Here is an 18211-nt window from a genome sequence, read left to right as displayed (position 1 = left end):
CGTTGAACAATGTTATTTCTATTCATTCAAATGTTCATTTGTCTTTCAGTCTTGTCAAGGCATTTGTGGGCCGGGCTCGCATTAGGGCCAGAACATGCGTATTGACGATAAAACAGATGTTCATTAGGGTCCGCATCAGGTCTGATGATGGAGTTTCTCTCTTGGCCACCAATGTTGAACTGACCGGCCTTGCCAAGGATCTTGCGGCTCGCGCCGATGCGGGCCGGCCGCTGCGGATCGGCCTGGTGGGCGCGGGGGAAATGGGCACGGACATCGTCACCCAGGTCGCCCACATGCCGGGAATCCGCATCGGCGCGATTGCCGAGCTGAACGTGCCGGCGGCAATGCAAGCGGTCGATATCGCCTTTAATGGTGCGGGCGGCGCCAGGGAAGCGGCGACCCCGTCGGCGTTGAACGCGGCCATGGAGGCGGATCAGATCGCTGTCACGCCGGATGCAGCGGCGATGGTCGAAAGCGGGTTGATCGACGTGGTGGTCGATGCGACCGGGGTGCCGGCGGTCGGGGCCGAGATCGGTCTTGCCGCCATGGAGCAGGGTAAACATCTGGTGATGATGAACGTCGAGGCCGACGTCACCATCGGCGCTTACCTGAAGGCTGAGGCCGACCGCCTGGGAGTCGTTTACTCCCTCGGCGCCGGTGACGAGCCGTCCTCCTGTATCGAGCTGATCGAATTCGTCTCGGCCATGGGGCATCCCATCGTCTGTGCCGGCAAGGGCAAGAACAATCCCCTCAACATCGAAGCGACGCCCGACGCCTATGTCGAAGAGGCGGAGCGCCGCAACATGAGCGCGCGGATGCTGGTCGAGTTCATCGACGGTTCGAAGACCATGGTGGAGATGGCGGCGATCGCCAATGCCACCGGCCTGCTCCCCGACAAGCCCGGACTGCACGGACCGGCGGCGACCAAGGAACAGCTTGCCGAGGTGCTGGTACCCGAGAAAGACGGCGGCGTGCTGTCCGATGTCGGCCGTGTCGACTATTCCATCGGCGCCGGCCTGGCGCCGGGCGTTTTCGTCGTCGTCGAGATGTCCCATCCCCGTCTCTCCGAACGCATGACCGACCTGAAGCTGGGCAAAGGCCCCTACTTCACTTTCCTGAGACCTTACCACCTTACCTCCCTGGAGGTCCCGCTGACTTGCGCGCGCGCCGTTCTTTACGGCAAGGCCGACATGGTCCCGCTGGACCGGCCGGTTGCAGAGGTTTGTGCGGTGGCCAAGAGGGACCTTGCGCCGGGCGAACGCCTGGATGCCATCGGTGAATACTGCTACCGCGCCTGGATCATGCGGAGCGAAGAAGCCCGCGTTGAAGGTGCTATTCCCTGCGGTTTATTGGCCGATGGTGAGGTAACCGCGCCGATCCGCAAGGGCGAGTTAATCACTTATGAAAACGCGCTGCCGCCCCAGGACGCCAAGATCGTGGCGTTGAGGGCGCGGCAGGATCAACTTCTTTCACTAAATTAGGAAACGCTATATCTGATGCTGGCTCACCCGCCTGCCAACGCCCCCTTTGCGATCCGGCAATACAAACCGGAGGTGCTGCGCGACGCGCTGCGCAAGATGTATCTGGTGCGGCAGTTTGAAGAGGGCGCCGAGGACTGTTACGTCCGCGGACTGATCCACGGCACCATGCATCTTTCCATCGGCCAGGAAGCCTCTGCAGTCGGCCTCTGTATGGCGCTCACGGATGAGGACAAGATCACCTCGACCCACCGCGGCCACGGGCATTGTATCGCCAAGGGCGCCGATGTCGGGCGCATGTACGCCGAGTTCTTCGGCAAGGAGAGCGGCTATTGCGGCGGGCGGGGCGGTTCCATGCATATTGCCGACGTTGCCAAGGGTAACTTGGGCGCCAACGGTATCGTCGCCGGCGGCATCCCCATCGCGGTGGGTGCGGCGCTTTCCGCCAAGCGGCTCAATCCCGGCTCTGTCGTGATGAGTTTCTTCGGCGACGGTGCCGTCAACGAAGGCGCCTTTCACGAGGCGCTCAACATGGCGTCGGTCTGGAAGCTGCCGGTCATCTTCGCCTGCGAGAACAATCACTACGGCATGTCGACATCGACCGAGAGGTCGAGCGCGCAGCCCCGCGTGGCAGAGCGCGCCGCCGCTTACGCGATGCCCGGCGTCACTGTCGACGGCAATGACTTCTCCGCCGTTGCCGAAGCGGGCTATATCGCCATCGAGCGCGCCCGGGCGGGTGAAGGACCCAGCCTTATCGAATCGGTGACCTATCGCTGGCGCGGGCATTCCAAGTCGGACCGGAACCGTTACCGCACGAAAGAAGAAATCGAGTCCTGGGTCGCCCGCGACCCGATCGTCCGCTTCGCCGAGCTGTTGGAAGAACACGGGGTCGTCGATGCGCAAGGCCTGGCGGCGCTGGAGCAGGAGGCGGCAGAAGAAATCGCCGCGGCCATCGACTTCGCCAAGACCAGTGCCGCGCCTGACCCGGCCGCTTTGACGCGGGATGTCTACACACCCGGTGAAGGGGAAGGAGTGTCGGCATGAATGCCCCGGCGCCCGCCCTCGACGCAGGTCAGCGCGAGCTGAGCTATGCCGAGGCGATCCGCGACGCTTTGGCGCTGGCGCTGGAATCCGATGACCGGGTGATCTTGATGGGCGAGGATATCGGCATCTACGGCGGCGCCTTCCAGGTTACCGGCGATCTTGTGCAGCGTTTCGGGGAGGACCGGGTGATGGACACCCCGATCTCCGAACTCGGTGGCGCCGGGGTGGCGGTCGGTGCGGCGCTCACCGGCATGCGGCCGATCTACGAGTTCCAGTTCTCCGACTTCGCCACCCTGGCCATGGACCAGATCGTCAATCAGGCGGCAAAGCTGCGCTTCATGCTCGGCGGCACCGTTTCGGTGCCTCTGGTCATGCGCTTTCCCGCCGGTTCGGGCACCGGCGCGGCGGCCCAGCACAGCCAGAGCCTGGAGGCCTGGTTCGGGCATGTGCCGGGCTTGAAGGTGGCGCAGGCGGCGACGCCCCACGACGCCAAGGGTTTGCTGTTGGCCGCTTTGGAAGACCCGGACCCGGTCCTGTTGTTCGAGCACAAGCTGCTCTACAAGATGAAGGGCCCGGTGCCGGAGGGCTACTACACCGTTCCCATCGGCAAGGCCCATGTCTGCCGTCCCGGCAGGGATGTCACCATCGTAGCGACCTCGATCATGGTGCAGCGCGCGCTTGCGGCAGCCGAGACCTTGGTGGATGAGGGGATAGAGGCTGAAGTGATCGACCTGCGCACGATCCGGCCGATGGATCGCGCGACGGTCATCGAGAGCGTCGCCAAGACCTCGCGGCTGGTTTGCGTCTACGAGGGCGTCACCACCCTGGGCATCGGCGCCGAGGTGAGCGCCGCCATTGCCGAGAGCGAAGCCTTCGACTACCTCGACGCCCCGATCGTTCGCCTTGGCGGCGCCGAGGTGCCGATCCCCTATAACCCCGAACTTGAAAAAGCAGCGGTTCCCCAGGTGCCGGACATCCTCGACGCCGTGCGGAACCTCGTCCGCGGCGCGATCTGACATGCCTGTTGAGGTGATCATGCCCAAGGTGGACATGGACATGTCCAGCGGGAAGATCGCGGTCTGGCACGTCGAAGAAGGGGCGGCGGTGAAGGCCGGCGACCCCCTGTTCGACATCGAAACCGACAAGGCGGCGATGGAGGTGGAAAGCCCGGCCAGCGGAACGCTGCATCACATTCTGGCCGAGGTCGGGGCCGAGGTTGCCATCGGCAAACCGGTCGCCTGGGTTTATACCGCCGGCGAGGCAGTCGGCCCGGCCCCGGCAGGCGGAAGCGACGAAGCGGTATCTGCTGCAAGCGTGGCGGCGGAGGCTTCGCCGCCGGCCAAGCCGGATGCATTCGAGATTTCCGACGGCCCGGGCCGGCAGGACAAGGCACGCGCGACGCCAAAGGCGCGGCGTCTGGCGCGGGAGCATGCCCTCGATCTTGCCGGCATCGATGGGTCGGGACCGCGCGGGCGCGTCTCCGCCGCCGATGTCGAGGCCAGGATCCAGGGCAGGACCCTCGACCCGCAGCAGAGCGGCAGGCCGGACGGATGGCAGGCCGAGGCCGGGGCCTTGAAGGTCCATCGTGCTGGTGAAGGCGGCAGTGTTCCCATCTTTATGATTCACGGCTTTGCCGGCGACTCCTCGACCTGGAAGGATCTGGAGCCGCACCTGCCGGCGGGGCATCCGGTTCTGAGGCTCGACCTGCCGGGGCATGGCAAGTCGCCGCGCCGAAAGATCGATTCCTTTCGCCAGCTTGCGCGGGCCGTGGTCGAAGCCTTTGATCTGGAAGACCTTCCGGCTGTCCATCTTGTCGGCCATTCCCTGGGCGCGTCCCTGGCCCTGGCCCTTGCCGATGTTCGTCCGCGGCGCATCGCCTCGGCCACACTGATCGCGCCGGCAGGGCTGGGGCCCGAAGTCGAAGGCGGTATTCTTGCCGGCATCGCCCGTGCCAGCCGGCGCGAGAGCCTCGGCCCCTGGCTTTCCCAGTTGACCGCCGGGGCGGAACCGCCGGGTGATGGGTTCATCGCCGCTGCCATGGCGGCGCGCAGGGACCCGGCCTTGCGCGCCTATCAGCGCGACCTTGCCGAGACGCTCTTTCCGGATTCGGTGCAAAGCTTTGATCTGGGGCCGGCGCTGTCGCGCCTTCAGGCGCCGGCAAAGATTATCTGGGGAAGGGCGGACAAGGTGTTCCCCTGGCGCCAGGCCTTGCGGGCGCCGGGCCGGGTGGCGCTTCATCTGCTTCAGGAAACCGGGCATATGCCGCAGAACGAGGCGCCGGAGGAGATTGCCGCCTTGCTCTCGGCGATGCTGCGCGGCACGGAACCACGGCTTGAGGTTGAAGGAACTGCAAGCGGCAGCTAGAACACCTCAGTCCTTGATTTTGCAGTCTTGTCTCTAGGAGTCCTATCGCTTGCCCCGAGAAGAGAAGCCCCAGGGCCGCAAGAAAGCAGGCGCACAGCAGGTCAATCTGCCGGATGCCAGCCATCGCCTGCGCGTTCGGGCGACCTGGATGTATTTTATCGAGGGGCGCACCCAGAGCGAGATTGCCGAAATGCTCGGCGTCGGACGGGTCACCGTGGTCCGGCTGCTGGCCGACGCGCGCCGCCGCCGCGAGGTGCAGATCACCATCACCGCGCCTTTGGCCGAGGTGACGGAGGTCGAGCGGATGCTTGAAAGCCGCTTCGGGATCGAACAGGCCATCGTCGCGCCCGTTTCGGGTCCGGAACAGGATCCGGCCCAGGTGATCGCCGCGGCGGCCGGCGCCTTTGTTTCGCAGGCCATGCGCTCCGGTATCACCGTCGGCGTCGGCTGGGGGCGCACGCTCTACTCCGCTCTGCCCTATATTGTCGGACGCACCCTGGAGAACTTTCGGGTGGTGTCGCTGCTCGGCGGCATCTCTCAGGCGCGCCGGTTCAACCCGGCAGAGTTCGCCTGGCAATTCAACGAACTGTTTCAGGGCGAGGGTTTTCTGGTTCCCGCGCCGGCGCTGGTTGACAGTCCGGAAACCAAACATGCCCTGCTGGAGCGTTGCGGCATTGCCCAGGTTTTCGAGATGGCCGACAGTCTCGACATCGCCCTTCTCAGTGTCGGCGGCATCTCCACCCTGACCACGTCGTATCGTGTCGGGCACCTCTCCGAAGCGGAGCGGCAATCGCTCATCAAGGCCGGCGCGGTGGGGGACATCCTCTACAACTTCATCGACGAGGACGGCAATCTCGTCGACCATCCGGTGAACGACCGGGCGATCTCCGTCGGTATCGACCGCCTGAAGCGGACACCGCGACGTGTTCTCGTCTCCGGCGGTGCCGACAAGGTTCCGGTTCTGCGCGGGGCGATCCAGTTGCTGGAGCCGACCGTTTTCATCTCCGACGAAGCGACGGCACGGGCACTGCTGTCCTAGATCGGACGCTCCTTTTTCGCGGTGCATCCCGTCAGTGCGGCGGGTTTTGCGTCCCCCTGGTCATGGCCACCCTGTTGATGTCGATACGCCAGTCGGGGTAAGCCTTAGGGATGGAGCAGATTCTCGAACCGGGCCGGATTACCGCCGAGCTCCAGGTCGCTGCCGATTGGTTGCTGCAAAACGTCGCCAATCCCTGGACCCTGCTGCAGGTCGTTCTGCTGGTTCTTCTGTTCGGCCTGTCTGTGCTGGCCGCCCGGCGTCTGCGTCCCGCTTTGGCAGCGCGCATCGAGAAAACCAAGGTGCCGCCGCGGTTTTCCGCCTTGGCGCGGGCTTTGCCCCAGGTGCTCACACCGCTGATCTACCTGCTCCTGCTCTGGCTGGCCATCGCTGCCATACAGCAAAGCACCTGGCCCAGCCGCAGCTACCTGCTGGGCGTGGTCGCCAGCCTGCTGACGGCCTGGGTGGTGATCCGGCTGGTGACGACCTTCGTGCGCAACCCGGCGCTGGCCAAGACTCTGGCTTTCTGCGCCTGGACGATTGCGGCGCTCAACATCACCGAGTTGCTGGACCCCACGGTCGCCTTGCTCGATTCCCTGGCGATCAGCTTTGGCGACCTGCGCATCTCGCTGCTGACCGTGGTCAAGGGCATGTTGACCCTGGCCCTGCTGCTCTGGGCCGCCTCCGCCCTGTCGCGTTTCCTCGAAGGGCGCATCAGCCGGGTTCCCGACCTGACACCCTCGGTCCAGGTGCTGCTCGGCAAGCTGCTGAAGATCACGCTCATCGCCCTGGCGGTGGTCATTGCCCTCAACAGTGTCGGTATCGACCTGACGGCGCTGGCGCTGTTCTCCGGCGCGATCGGCGTGGGTATCGGCTTTGGGCTGCAGAAAGTGGTTTCCAACCTCATCAGCGGCGTCATCCTGCTGCTCGACAAGTCGATCAAGCCGGGCGACGTCATCGAACTGGAAGAGACCTTCGGTTGGATATCCTCTCTTGGTGCCCGCTACGTCTCGGTGGTCACCCGTGACGGCAAGGAATATCTGATCCCTAACGAGGACCTGATCACCCAGCGGGTGGTGAACTGGTCCTTCAGCGACGAGCTCGTTCGCATGGAGATCACCTTTGGTGTCTCCTATGACTGCGATCCGCATGAGGTCAGGCGTATCGCCCGGGAAGCGGCCGCCAAGCCCAAGCGCGTTTCGCAGCAGACGCCCCCGGTCTGTCACCTGACGGGCTTTGGCGACAGCTCGCTCGACTTCGTGCTGCGCTTCTGGATCCTCGATCCGCAGGGCGGCGTCGCCAACATCAAGGGCGAGGTCCTGCTGGCGGTCTGGGACGCCTTCAAGGAGAACGGCATCGAGATTCCTTATCCCCACCGCCAGGTCATCGTGAAGGAACCTGTTCAGATTGCAGGTGGCGCATCATCGCCCGAGGGATAAGTCGCATAGGGTGAGAGGGCCGGGTCAGTAATCCCATTGGAAACGGACACCGGACTTGTTGGCGCCGGAGCCGGTCACTTCACTCTCGACCGTGATGTTGGGGGTCAACTCGACCTCGACCGTCGCGGCGCTGGATTGGGATGAGGCGCCTTGCTTGACCCCCACGTAGACTTCGTCGGTCAGGTATTTCCCCGCTTCCAGGGCGGGCCCCTGGTCGTCTGCTGCCTCTATGCGCAGCACGTCGACGCCCAGTGTGCGGCGGGCAAAACCCAGAATGTCGGCCCCGCCGCCGTTGCCGGCCAGGTCGCGCAGTGCGATGGCGAGCTGCGCAGCCTCTGCGGCGGTCAGCCCGGCGGCGGACTTGTTGAAAAGAACGCGGGAGATGATCTCGTCGCGCGGCACCTCGGGCGTGGAGGTCAGTGCCAGTTCGGGTTGCGTCAGCGGGCCGCTGAGCCGGGCGGTCACCTCCAGTTCCGGGCCTTCGTAGACCGCGATCACATCCAGGCTCGGTTCGGCGGTTTGTGACTCCGGCAGCGTGACCTTGCCGGAACGAAGTTCGAAGGGTTTGCCGACGACCGCCAGACGCCCGCGTACCAGATCCAGGCTGCCGGTCACCAGCGGATCGGCGGCGCTGCCCCGGACCGAGATGCGGCCCGCCCACTCGGAATCGAGACCGCGTCCGCGCACGAAAATCCGCCGCGGCATGTCGATGAAAATGTCGAGCACCGCGTCGACAGCCGGCGCCTTCTTCCGGTCTTCCGCCGAATCCTGAACGACACCGCCCTTCGCCTCGATGACGTCGAGACTGACGACATTGGGCGGCAGGTTGTTGAGCAGACTGACTTCCACGGTCTCGGTGGTCAGTCTGGCAGTCACCCGGGGGGCATCTGCGGTGCCGTTGATCTCGACGCTGCCGCCGGTCACCGCCGTTACATCGTCCCGGCGCAGTGCATGGAGCTTGTCGAGTTGGATGGCGATGTCGAAAGGAAAACCCTGCGCCGGATCGATAGAGGCCTGGCCTTCGCCGGTTATGCTGCCACCGGCTCCGTCGTTGGCGGTGAGGCCGGCGAGGGTCATGCGGTCATCCGCGATCTCGGCCCGCAGCGCAATATCGTTCAGGATGGTTCCGGTATCCAGATTCTCGTAGCGGCCGTTGTCGAGGGTGACGCTGCCGTTTACTTTCGGCGTTTCCAGGCTGCCGCTCGCGTCGAGGCTGATCGCGGCGGCACCCTTCAGCCTGTGCTGCGGCAAGGGGACGAAGAGCAGTACTGTGGTGATGTCACCCGACCAGTTCAGGTTTCCGGTGATCGGCGCAGTCGTGGCAAAGACTGCCGCGCCTTCGGCCGTCAGGGTTAGGGGAAGCTCGGCCTGGAAATCGGCAGCAGCAAGATCGGTACCACCGAGTTGGCCCTCCAGGTTCAGCCGGCCGCCGCGCCAATCGGCCTCTGCCGCCAATTCGAGTGGCGGCAGATCCGTGCTGCCGCTGGGCTGTAACCCGGTGGCCGACAAGGTGGCGCTGCCGCGGGGGGCGTCAAAAGACCCCTGCAGGTTGGCCTTAGCGGAAATCCGACCATCGACGCCGGTTGCCCAAAACCGATCGACGGTTTGCAGAGGCAGCCCGTCCAGCGTCGCGTCTACGGCGATTTCGCGTGCCGCGAAAGCGGCATCGGCGGTCAAACGGGCCTCGCCGGAGGCAAGGTCAAGACCGGTGAGGCGCATTTCTTCGGGCGCAAGGGTCAAGGTTGCGGTTTCGCGCAGCGTAAGCGCTTCACCGAACAACTGTCCTTCGGCCTGTGTCAGGGCCAGGGTCAGCCTTTCGCCTTCCCGGGTCATCCGTCCTGTCGCGGAGACCTCAAGAGGTTCGACCCAGGCGCCGCTGCTGGTCAGGCTAAATGTGAGATCACCCGGATTGCCTTTTCCTGAAAGGCCAAGGCTTTCCGCTTCAAGATCCTGCCAGCGCAGTTGTTCGGCCGTAATCTCAAAGGTCGCGTCTCCCGTCAAGGCAAGGTCTTGCGCCTGCAGGGCGGCTGTCAGGTTCTCCATCGTCAGCGGTGCGGTCTGGCCGTCGGACCGCAGCGCGATGGCGGTGAGATCCGCCGTGGCGACGACCGGCGCATCCTCCCCGCTCTGATTCAGTCTGACATCGATCCGTCCCTTGCCGTTGCCTGAGAGTCCGGCAACCGCCAGCCAGGGGCCGAGATCGTCGAGATCGGCCTGCAGCCCGGCGGTGGGTTCGCTGCCGTCGAACGGCAGGATGACATCGCCGGTTATCCTTGTGTCCGGCAGTCCTGCCTCTAGGTCTGTCAGGCCGAGGGTATCCGCGCGCAACTGCAGCTCGCTGCTTGCTTCCAGCGGGCCGAAAGGGCTTGTCAGGGCGAGAGTGACCGGGCCGTCGACATCGGAACCGGCGATACGCAGTTGATAGCCGGCGGTCAGGTCTCTCAGTTCCTGGTCTTCGATAGTGAGGCCGGCCAGCTTCGCTGCGCCGCTGACGGCCAGCGCATCGAAGGGACCGGCGGCTTCACCTTCGACCGTTGCCGTTCCCGTAACCTCGACACCCAACGCATCGGCCAGCACAGCGGCCTCGGGCAGGCGAAGACTGTAGCCTGCGTCGCTCAGTTCGCCTGCCGGCGAGATCGCCAGGCTTGCGTCGATGTTGGCGATGTCCGACCGGCCTGTGACCTCCTCGATGCGCAGTTCGCCGTTGTCGAAGGCGAGGCGGGTCGCGAGATCCATGCCGTCGCCCGCGGCGGCGGCGACCAGGGCAATCTCGCTGGACGGCTGGTCCCAACGCCCCGCCAGCTCGGCGGCCAGGCGCTGGCCGAAGCTTTTGACTGTAACGGGTCCGGCAAGACGGGCGGCTCCGCCCAGGGCGATGCCTGTCAGCGGTTGCAGCGCGGCCAGTTCAGGCACCGTCATCGCAACATCGAGACCTGCCGCGCCATCGCTGAGTCCGGCCTGACCGGTGGCGGTGATCGTTGCGGCCTCGGTGGTAAGCTTCAGGTCGGCAAGGTCGAGGATCGCCGGGCCCGTATCGATACTGCCGTTCAGCGACCAGGTGAGCGTTGGGCCGAGGAGCGGGTCGAGATTGTCTTGCCCCGGCAGCCGCGGTGCCGTCACGTTGCCGTTTAGATCAAAAGCGAAGACCGGCGCACCTTCCAGGATATTGCTTTCTGCATTCAGCTTGCCGACAGCGCTCGCCGTGTCGGCGGTGAAGCCCGGACCGGCGACAGCTTTGGCCGCAAACGCGATATCCGCCTGCGGTTTTTCGAGCGTTCCGCTGAGCGCTATCTCGGCCGAGGCTTCCTCCAGCCGTTCGAGACCCAGCAGACTGGCAGGCGCCGGGCTGTCTCCGGCCGTAGCGGCCAGATTCAGGTCAAGCGCCCGCGTCTCGACGTCGAACACGCCGTCGATGGAGAGGTTGAGGATATCGCTGGCCGCGGTGAAGCTGTCCAGCCTGACGCGCCGCGCTTCCTGCCAACCGCCTTTCAGCGCGAAGTCCGTGCGGCCGTCGATAAGAGCAAAGGCGCCCTCCGGTTCCGGCGCGGAGACGGCGCTGCGCCCGGTCATGGAGAAAGCGAGGTCATCGCCGCCGCGGCGTTCCAGGGTGATGTCCGCCGCCGCTTCGATAAGATCGCCGAGTGAAAGCATAGCATCGCCCTCCCACAGGGAGAGGGGGCCGCTGCCCTTCAGGCGCAGCGCCGCGCGGGGCAGGTCCGGCATCTCCAGAAGGGCGGCCAGGAGTCCGCCGGGGGCTTCTGCTGCCTCCAGGTCGGCCGTCAGGACATCGTCGGCCGGATTGTAGATCAGCTCGACGTCGAGCCGCGCCTCCGGGCCGTCGAGACGGTGCAGTTGAAGGCTGGTTGCGAGCGCGCCGTCTGCTTCGCTTTTTGCCGATCCGTCCAACGCCAGTTCCGCCGCTTGCCCCAGCACCGGCTGGCCCAGAGAGATCCGGTCGGCGTTGAGGCTGCCGACCCGCACCTTAACCGGAGAGCTCAGCGCAGCGAGCGGATCGCCACCGTTTTCCTCCTTCGCTTCCGCTTCGCCGGAAGGCAGGCGGGTGAGCGCGACCTCGCTGAATTTCAGAGAGTCGATCTCGAGTGTTCTGTTCAGCAGACTCCAGGGTTGCCAGGAGACTTCCAGGGCGGCGATGCTCAGCCAGAAGCCTTCGGCGTCACGCACCACGATGTCGCTGGCCCGCAGGCTCTCCAATACGTTGCCCTCCAGCCGACCGATGGAGAGTTCCATTTCACCCGGTGTCGTGGCTGCGGCTTCGATTTGGCGGGCCAGCCAGTCGCGGCCGCCATCGCTCTGCAGCCAGCCGTATCCCAGCCCGGCCGCGGTAGAGACGAGAAGTAGCAGGCCGCCGAAGCCGATGGCCAGTCGCTTGAGAATCTTCTTCGCCTGCGGCATGTCAGAAGGCCTGCCCGAAACTCACATAAAACTGGAACGCGTCATCCACATCGTCGCGGGGGTTGAGGGGGAAAGCGACGTCCAGGCGCAGCGGGCCGAACCCGGTGAAATAGCGTACACCCAATCCGGCGGCCCAGCGCAGCGTTTCGTCGCCGTTGGGCCAGGGATCATCGAAAACCGTGCCGCCGTCGACGAAAGGCACCACGCCAATCTCTTCGGTGACCCGCACACGAATCTCTCCCCCCAGTTCGACCAGCGATGTGCCGCCGAGCGGGTCGTCGTCATCGTCCAGGGGCCCCACCAGCTGGAATTCGTAACCCCGGATCGACCCGCCGCCGCCTGCATAAAACCGCCGGTTTGCCGGCAGCGTCTCGGTGTCCGCACCGACGATTGAGCCGACCCTGGCGCGGCCGGCGATAACGAAACGTTCCGCTTCGTCGACTGCATAGTAGGCTGACCCGCCGGCCACGGCGGTCAGAAACAGCAGCGTCTCATCACCGACGCCGGTCGTCGGTGTGAGGGAGAATTGCAAGCGCGACCCGCTGGCGGGATCGAGGGGGTCGTCGGTGGTATCCCGGGCCGCGGTCAAGGGCAGGCCGAAGAGCGTGAACTGGCGTTCACCGGTCTGCGCGTCGCCTTCGTCCTCGATGATCTCGTAGCCGGCGGAAACGCCGGCGGATCCCCGCCAGTTTTCGAAGAAAGACCGTTCCAGCCCAACCAGGCCCTCAACGAACTGGCGCTCAAAGGCATCGTTGTCCTCGAAACCGCCGGTCAGGTCCGCGAGCAGGGCTTGGTCGGGCCTGAGGAACGCCGGTTTACGGAAGCCCAGTCTGCCGCTTTGTTCGATCAGGGAACCGGTGGCGCTGGCCCGCAGTTGCTCGTTCTCACCCAAGAGATTGCGATGTTCCCAGAACAGCTCGCCGCCGGGTCCGACATCAGTCGAAAACGAGGCGCCGGCGCCGATGGAGCGGTGTTCGCGCTCAACCAGGGTTACCATGACCGGCAGCGAGCCATCGGTCTCCGGCATGGCGGCCGTCTCGGCATTCACTGTTGAAAAGAGGCCGGTTGCCGAGAGGCTGCGTTGAACATCCCGCAGTACGCGCCGGTCGAAAAGGCTGCCTTCCGGCCACTCGGCGATGCGCTGGAGGTAGTCCGCCGCGACCCCTTCCTGGCCCTTGAAGCTCAAGGCGCCAAACGTCGCTTGGGGGCCGGCATCCACGGAGAGGTCCACCCGCATGTCGGTTTTCTCGCGGTCCACGAAGGTTCTGCGCTCAGCCACGCGGGCGAAGGGATGGCCACGCTCCTGCAACAGCGTGATCAACCGCCGTTCGGCGGCGACGATGTCGGGTGCCCTGGCCGGCATGCCGATCTGGATGTCGATGGCCTCAAGACGCGGCTGCACGCTGTCCGTCGGAGGCGTGCTTTCCACATAGTTGATGTCATAGGCCCCCAGGCTGTAGCGTGTGCCCGAGGTGATATTGAGAATGGCCTTGGCAGGCCGATCGTCGGTTTCGATGTCCAGGACAATTTCGGCGGCGTAATACCCCTCCGACCGCAGAGCGGTCTGGAGACGCTCGACATCCGCTTCGCCGCGCCGCCTCAGCCCGATCACAGTGGCCGGCGGCTTCCCGGCAAGGCTGATCAGTTGGGACGAAGCCTCCAAGACCGAAAGAAGGTTGCTATCCTCGACGCCGGTCAATTCCACCGTGTAGTCAATGCCGGTCTCCTCAGCTTCAACCGCCGGAGGGGCTGTATCGCCGTGGATCTCTTCTGCCTGCTGCGCGACAGCCGGTAGGCCGGCAACGGCCGCGCAAAAAAAGGCGCCGAGCGCAATGGCGCACGGTCGGCGAAGTTGCTTTCGCGCCGTCGTGTTGATCCCCAAGAGTACTGATTCTTTCCCTTTGTCAGAACCGCTGCCGTCGGGCGGACGGTCCCGGATGCTCATGCCAGCCCGAGGCGTAAATCCATTTGGTTTTCTATATTCACTTGCAAATACTCATATGAAAGCGTGACGACCCATCTCCCAACCCGGCCGATTGAGGGTCCGGGTGGCCCAGGTGACGAGCATACCCCGTCGAATGGCCAGAGTCCGTCTCGAAAAGAGGTGCGGCAGCCGCGACTGCAGCATTAACCTGTAACCGGGTTGCAGTCCCAATGCCCTGTTCGGTACCGAAGTTTCTTGCTTCTCTTGAGATAGGCCGTTCCTGGCCGATCCGCCTGGCGAATCAGGCCGCCACGAGACAAGCCGAGGATTCTGGGGCGCCGGACTTTGGCCTTGATGACCCCGGGCAGATCTGATGTACAGAATTCAGGGTCAGAACAGGCGCGTCAGATGGTTCAGAATGCTCTCGCGGACATTGTCCATGTGAACCTTCATGGCCGCTTGCGCGCGTTCGGGGTCGCCGGAAACGATGCCATCGATGATGGCGATGTGCTCGTGGCACCCGGGTTCAAAGCGCTCGGGAATGCTGCCCTTGTCGAAGATTCGCGTTTTCAACTTCAGGTCCGAGATCAGCGTCTCCAAAAGCCGGGAGCCTGACATCAGAACCACCCTTTCGTGGAGTTCGTCGTCGGCGGCCAGATGCGCCTCTGCATCGGGCCGTTCACCCGACAGAAAACCCTCGAAGACCCCGCGCAGTTTCAGTAACGCATCGCGGCCCGGCGCCCCGGCGGCCTGTCTCGCGGCCTCTACTTCCAGCAGACGGCGGACATGGAGGATCTCCACGATTTCGTCAGTCGAAATGCGATGCACCACCGGCGCCCCGCCCTCCGGGCGCCGCACGAGCCCCTCGCCGGTAAGCCGGCTGATCGCCTCACGCACCGGGGTCCGCGAAATGCCAAGGCGGGCGGCGCAATCGTTCTCAAGGACGCGGGCGCCGGCCGAGAGTTCGCCGCTCAGGATCATCTGCCGCAACCTTTGATAGGCCGTATCGCCGAGGCTCGCACGGGGCAGTTTCGCCGTCATGCCGGGCGTCCAACTGTCGTCAATGGAACGCTGATCATCCGCATATTCTCTGTATACGCTGCTGAGCCATCTGCGCAATCTATACCTAAACGAATGAGATCGCCAACGCCAATTGCCAAGCCGCTCCCTCCCGTTGCGGGTTTAGGGCGGGTCGACCTGTCGTGCCAGGGTCCGGGATTTGCAACTGGAAGTGCCCTGTTTGCCTTGGCTTTCGAGCTCATGCCTTCTCTGGCGGAGATGAGCGGAGGGGAATGAGGACGGTCGCGATTTCGCGTTTCCGAGGCGAATCCATTTGACATACAGTCTGTATACACTGGAGTATCGCTGTTCCTACTTTTGAGATTTCACAGCGAAGCGGCTTTTGGGGGCAGGTGTAGATGAACGCTGCTGCGGCAGATCACAAACGTCCTGACGGCGGACGGCTGGAACTGGCGATCACGTTTCTCTACTACCGCGACCTTCCGGCGGCGATGCGTTTCTATGAAGACGTGATGGGTTTCACCCTGGCCATTGACCAGGGCTGGTCGAAAATCTATCGGATGGTCGGGCAGGCCCATGTCGGTCTGGTCGACGAAACACGAGGCATGCATCGCGCACATGACGTGAAGCCGGTTCAGCTTTGCATCCGCGTGCCTGATGTCGATGCCTGGCACGCCTACCTCGCGACCTTGAACATCGAAAGCCTGGGCAAGGTCTCCAGCAGCGAGCAGCTCGGCATCCGGGCTTTCGTCCTCGAGGATCCCGAAGGCTACCAGATAGAAGTGCAGTCCGCGCTGCCATGAGCCTGCGCCAAGAGCATGAGCTTGCGCCAAGAGAACGTCGATAACAGGGAGAAAAGACAGATGACTGTATCGTTCAGAAGCCGGTCGAGCCGGCGTCTCCTCGCCAGTGCCTGCGCCGTGGCGGCGCTCCTGCCCGCTGCGGTTATGGCAGAGGGCAAATCGGTCACCATCGGACTGACCGCCGACCCCAGCCACCTCTATCCGCTGGCGGGTGAGGAGCTGTCCTCGAACATCATGTACTACCATCTCTACGATCCGCTGGTGAAGCGGAGTGCCGACCTGTCGTTCGGCCCCGGCCTAGCGGAAAGCTGGGAGGTCGTGGACGACACCACCTGGCGCTTCAAGCTGCGTGAGGGCGTGACCTTCCACAACGGCAATGCCTTTACCGCCGACGACGTGGTCTTCACGGTGGAACATGCCAGAAAGTCGATCCGGCCGGATCTGGTTGCGAATATCGCCGCTGTCAGCGCCGTCGATGACCTGACGGTCGAGATCAAGACGCCTCAGCCATACGCCGTGCTGGCCATGGATCTGGCCGAGCTGCTGATCCTGGACCGGGAGTACACCACGGCCACCGGCGACGAGCAGATGGACCTGAAACCGGTCGGCACCGGCCCCTACAAGCTGGGTGAGTGGATCAAGGAAGAAAAGCTGATTCTGGAGGCTTTCGACGACTACTGGGCCGGCAAGGCGGGCATCGACACGGTGACTTTCCGCCCGATCACCAACCCGGCGACCCGCACGGCCGCCTTGCTGACCGGGGAAGTCGACGTCATTCAGGATCTCGCGGTGCGCGACGTGGAACGGGTAAAGCGCGACGGCAACTTCAAGGTTCTGACGCGCCCAAGCCTGTTGAACGTGGTTCTGGCAATGGACACCCGCGAGAAATCACCGACCATCGATCTCGACAAGAATCCGATGACCGATCAGCGGGTGCGGGAAGCCATTGCGCGCTCTATCGACACCGATGCGATCAACAAGATCGTCATGAACGGCCTGGCCAGCCCGAGCACCCAATACGTGCCGTCGTCCCACCTCGGTTATGTCGAGGGGATGAACTTCCGGGAGATGTATCCCCACGACATTGAGAAAGCCAAGGCGCTGATGGCCGACGCCGGCCATGCCGACGGCTTCACCATGACGCTGGATGCCACCAATAACCGCTATGTGAACGACGCCCAGATCGCCCAGGCTCTGGCTTCGATGCTCGCCAAGATCAATGTCGATCTGCAGCTCAACATCATGCCGAAATCCAATTTCTGGGGTTATATCCGGGTCCCGACGGAGCAATCCAGTTTCATCATGAGCGGCTGGGACGTGCCTTCGGGTGACGCCGGCTCGATGTACGGCGCCCTGTTCTATACGCGCGACAAGAAAGAGGGCTACGGTCAGGTCAACCGTGGCAGCTACTCGAACCCGGCGGTCGATGCTTTGGTCGACAAGGCGGACAGCACGTCGAAAATCGAGGAGCGCGACGGCTATCTTCAGGAAGCAACGAAGATACTGATGCAGGACATTCCGATGATTCCCGTACACTACGAGCAGGATATCTACGCCGTGCGCAACGGTGTGACCCTGGAGCCGCGGGTGGACAAGTTCCTTTGGGCCTACGAGATGGACGTCGACTGACCGCGTCCGACGTTCAGTGCGGCACGGCGCTTCACGGGAGCGCCGTGCCGCTCTACCCTAACCCCCCATTCCTTAGCGTCGTGTTGTCCGGATGATCGGTTATCTGCTGAAACGGCTGATCCAGATGACCATCGTTCTCTGGGTCGTCTCGGTCATTGTCTTCCTGATGATGAGCTTCACCGGTGATCCTGTCTTCATGGTGGTGCCCATCGATGCCACCGATGCCGAGATCGCCCAGGCGCGGCGGATCCTCGGTCTCGATCAGTCGCTCTTCGTGCAATACGCCAGGTTTCTGGCCAGCCTTGTCGAGGGCGACTTCGGACGTTCCTACGTCTTTCGCCAGCCGGCGCTCGATCTGATTCTGGAGCGTATGCCGGCCACCATCGAAATGGTGGTGGTGGCGATGGTCTTCGCCATTCTCGTCTCGATCCCGCTGGGGGTCTATGCCGGCGCCAATCCGCAAAGCCGGGTCAGCAAGGTCATCATGGCCGGATCGCTGCTCGGTATATCGCTGCCCGGCTTCTGGGTCGGCATGATGCTGATCTATCTGCTGGCGGTGCAGTGGGGCTTCTTTCCATCGTCCGGGCGTGGCGACACGGTCGAATTCCTCGGCATGCGCATCAGTCTGCTGACTGCCGACGGCTGGCAGCACATCATTCTGCCGGCATTCACCTTATCTTTGGCGACCATGGCGATTATCCTGCGCATTACACGCGCTGGAATGATGGAGGTGGGCCGTCAGGATTACATGAAGTTCGCCCGCGCCAAGGGGGCCACACCGCGCGACGTGCTCTACCGCTACGGCTTGAAAAACGCATTGATCCCCGTGGTGACGATCTTTGGGTTGCAGCTCGGCGATCTGATCGCCTTTGCGACCATCACCGAGACGATCTTCTCCTGGCCGGGAATGGGCAAACTGCTGATTGACTCGATCTATCGCGCCGACCGGCCGGTCATCGTCGTTTACCTGATGCTGGTGGCGCTGATCTTCGTCGTCATCAACTTCCTGGTCGATCTGCTCTATACGCTGATCGACCCCCGCATCACGTTGAAATGAGGCG

12 protein-coding genes are annotated in these 18211 nt (G+C 63.8%); 9 read left to right on the top strand and 3 right to left on the bottom strand.

Annotation, left to right across the window (positions count from 1 at the left end; genetic code table 11):
* Nucleotides 1–161 precede the first annotated feature (161 nt).
* The 6 genes from ACP146_RS18410 to ACP146_RS18385 all read left to right on the top strand — a co-directional run bounded on the left by ACP146_RS18410 (nt 162) and on the right by ACP146_RS18385 (nt 7361).
* Nucleotides 162–1481, top strand: coding sequence for an NAD(P)H-dependent oxidoreductase (locus ACP146_RS18410; RefSeq protein ID WP_422368211.1), 1320 nt, complete (start codon nt 162–164; stop codon nt 1479–1481).
* A gap of 15 nt (nt 1482–1496) precedes the next feature.
* Entirely contained in the window at nt 1497–2522 is a 1026-nt protein-coding gene (locus ACP146_RS18405) for a thiamine pyrophosphate-dependent dehydrogenase E1 component subunit alpha (RefSeq protein WP_422368210.1), read from the top strand.
* Nucleotides 2519–3538, top strand: coding sequence for an alpha-ketoacid dehydrogenase subunit beta (locus tag ACP146_RS18400; protein WP_422368209.1), 1020 nt, complete (start codon nt 2519–2521; stop codon nt 3536–3538). Before ACP146_RS18405 ends, ACP146_RS18400 begins: the two co-directional genes overlap by 4 nt.
* Before the next feature lies 1 nt (nt 3539).
* Entirely contained in the window at nt 3540–4886 is a 1347-nt protein-coding gene (locus tag ACP146_RS18395; protein ID WP_422368208.1) for an acetoin dehydrogenase dihydrolipoyllysine-residue acetyltransferase subunit, read from the top strand.
* 49 nt (nt 4887–4935) lie between these two features.
* Nucleotides 4936–5925, top strand: a complete 990-nt coding sequence (locus tag ACP146_RS18390; protein ID WP_422368207.1) for a sugar-binding transcriptional regulator — start codon at nt 4936–4938, stop codon at nt 5923–5925.
* Between the two features lie 110 nt (nt 5926–6035).
* Nucleotides 6036–7361: a mechanosensitive ion channel family protein gene (locus ACP146_RS18385; RefSeq protein WP_422368206.1), complete on the top strand. Its 1326-nt coding sequence runs from the start codon at nt 6036–6038 to the stop codon at nt 7359–7361.
* Nucleotides 7362–7385: 24 nt separating this feature from the next.
* Here the strand turns inward: ACP146_RS18385 and ACP146_RS18380 are convergent, their stop codons facing one another.
* The 3 genes from ACP146_RS18380 to ACP146_RS18370 form a co-directional block, all read right to left on the bottom strand.
* On the bottom strand, nt 7386–11774 hold the full coding sequence (locus ACP146_RS18380; RefSeq protein WP_422368205.1) for a translocation/assembly module TamB domain-containing protein: 4389 nt from the start codon (nt 11772–11774) through the stop codon (nt 7386–7388).
* Nucleotide 11775: 1 nt separating this feature from the next.
* Entirely contained in the window at nt 11776–13656 is a 1881-nt protein-coding gene (locus ACP146_RS18375) for an autotransporter assembly complex protein TamA (protein ID WP_422368204.1), read from the bottom strand.
* A 432-nt stretch (nt 13657–14088) separates the two neighbouring features.
* Complete coding sequence (locus ACP146_RS18370; protein WP_422368203.1) at nt 14089–14739, bottom strand: GntR family transcriptional regulator; 651 nt, start codon at nt 14737–14739, stop codon at nt 14089–14091.
* Nucleotides 14740–15116: 377 nt separating this feature from the next.
* Between ACP146_RS18370 and ACP146_RS18365 the strand changes: the two genes are divergently transcribed.
* The 3 genes from ACP146_RS18365 (at nt 15117) to ACP146_RS18355 (ending at nt 18207) form a co-directional block, all read left to right on the top strand.
* The gene (locus ACP146_RS18365) at nt 15117–15521 is read left to right on the top strand and encodes a VOC family protein (protein WP_422368202.1); all 405 of its coding nucleotides are present in this window, start codon (nt 15117–15119) and stop codon (nt 15519–15521) included.
* 60 nt (nt 15522–15581) lie between these two features.
* Entirely contained in the window at nt 15582–17150 is a 1569-nt protein-coding gene (locus ACP146_RS18360) for an ABC transporter substrate-binding protein (protein ID WP_422368201.1), read from the top strand.
* Nucleotides 17151–17241: 91 nt separating this feature from the next.
* On the top strand, nt 17242–18207 hold the full coding sequence (locus ACP146_RS18355; protein WP_422368200.1) for an ABC transporter permease: 966 nt from the start codon (nt 17242–17244) through the stop codon (nt 18205–18207).
* The last annotated feature ends 4 nt before the right edge of the window (nt 18208–18211 follow it).

Source organism: Pelagibius sp. (assembly GCF_965249265.1).
GTDB lineage: Bacteria > Pseudomonadota > Alphaproteobacteria > Kiloniellales > Kiloniellaceae > Pelagibius.
This window is presented reverse-complemented; position numbering and strand designations above follow the sequence as displayed.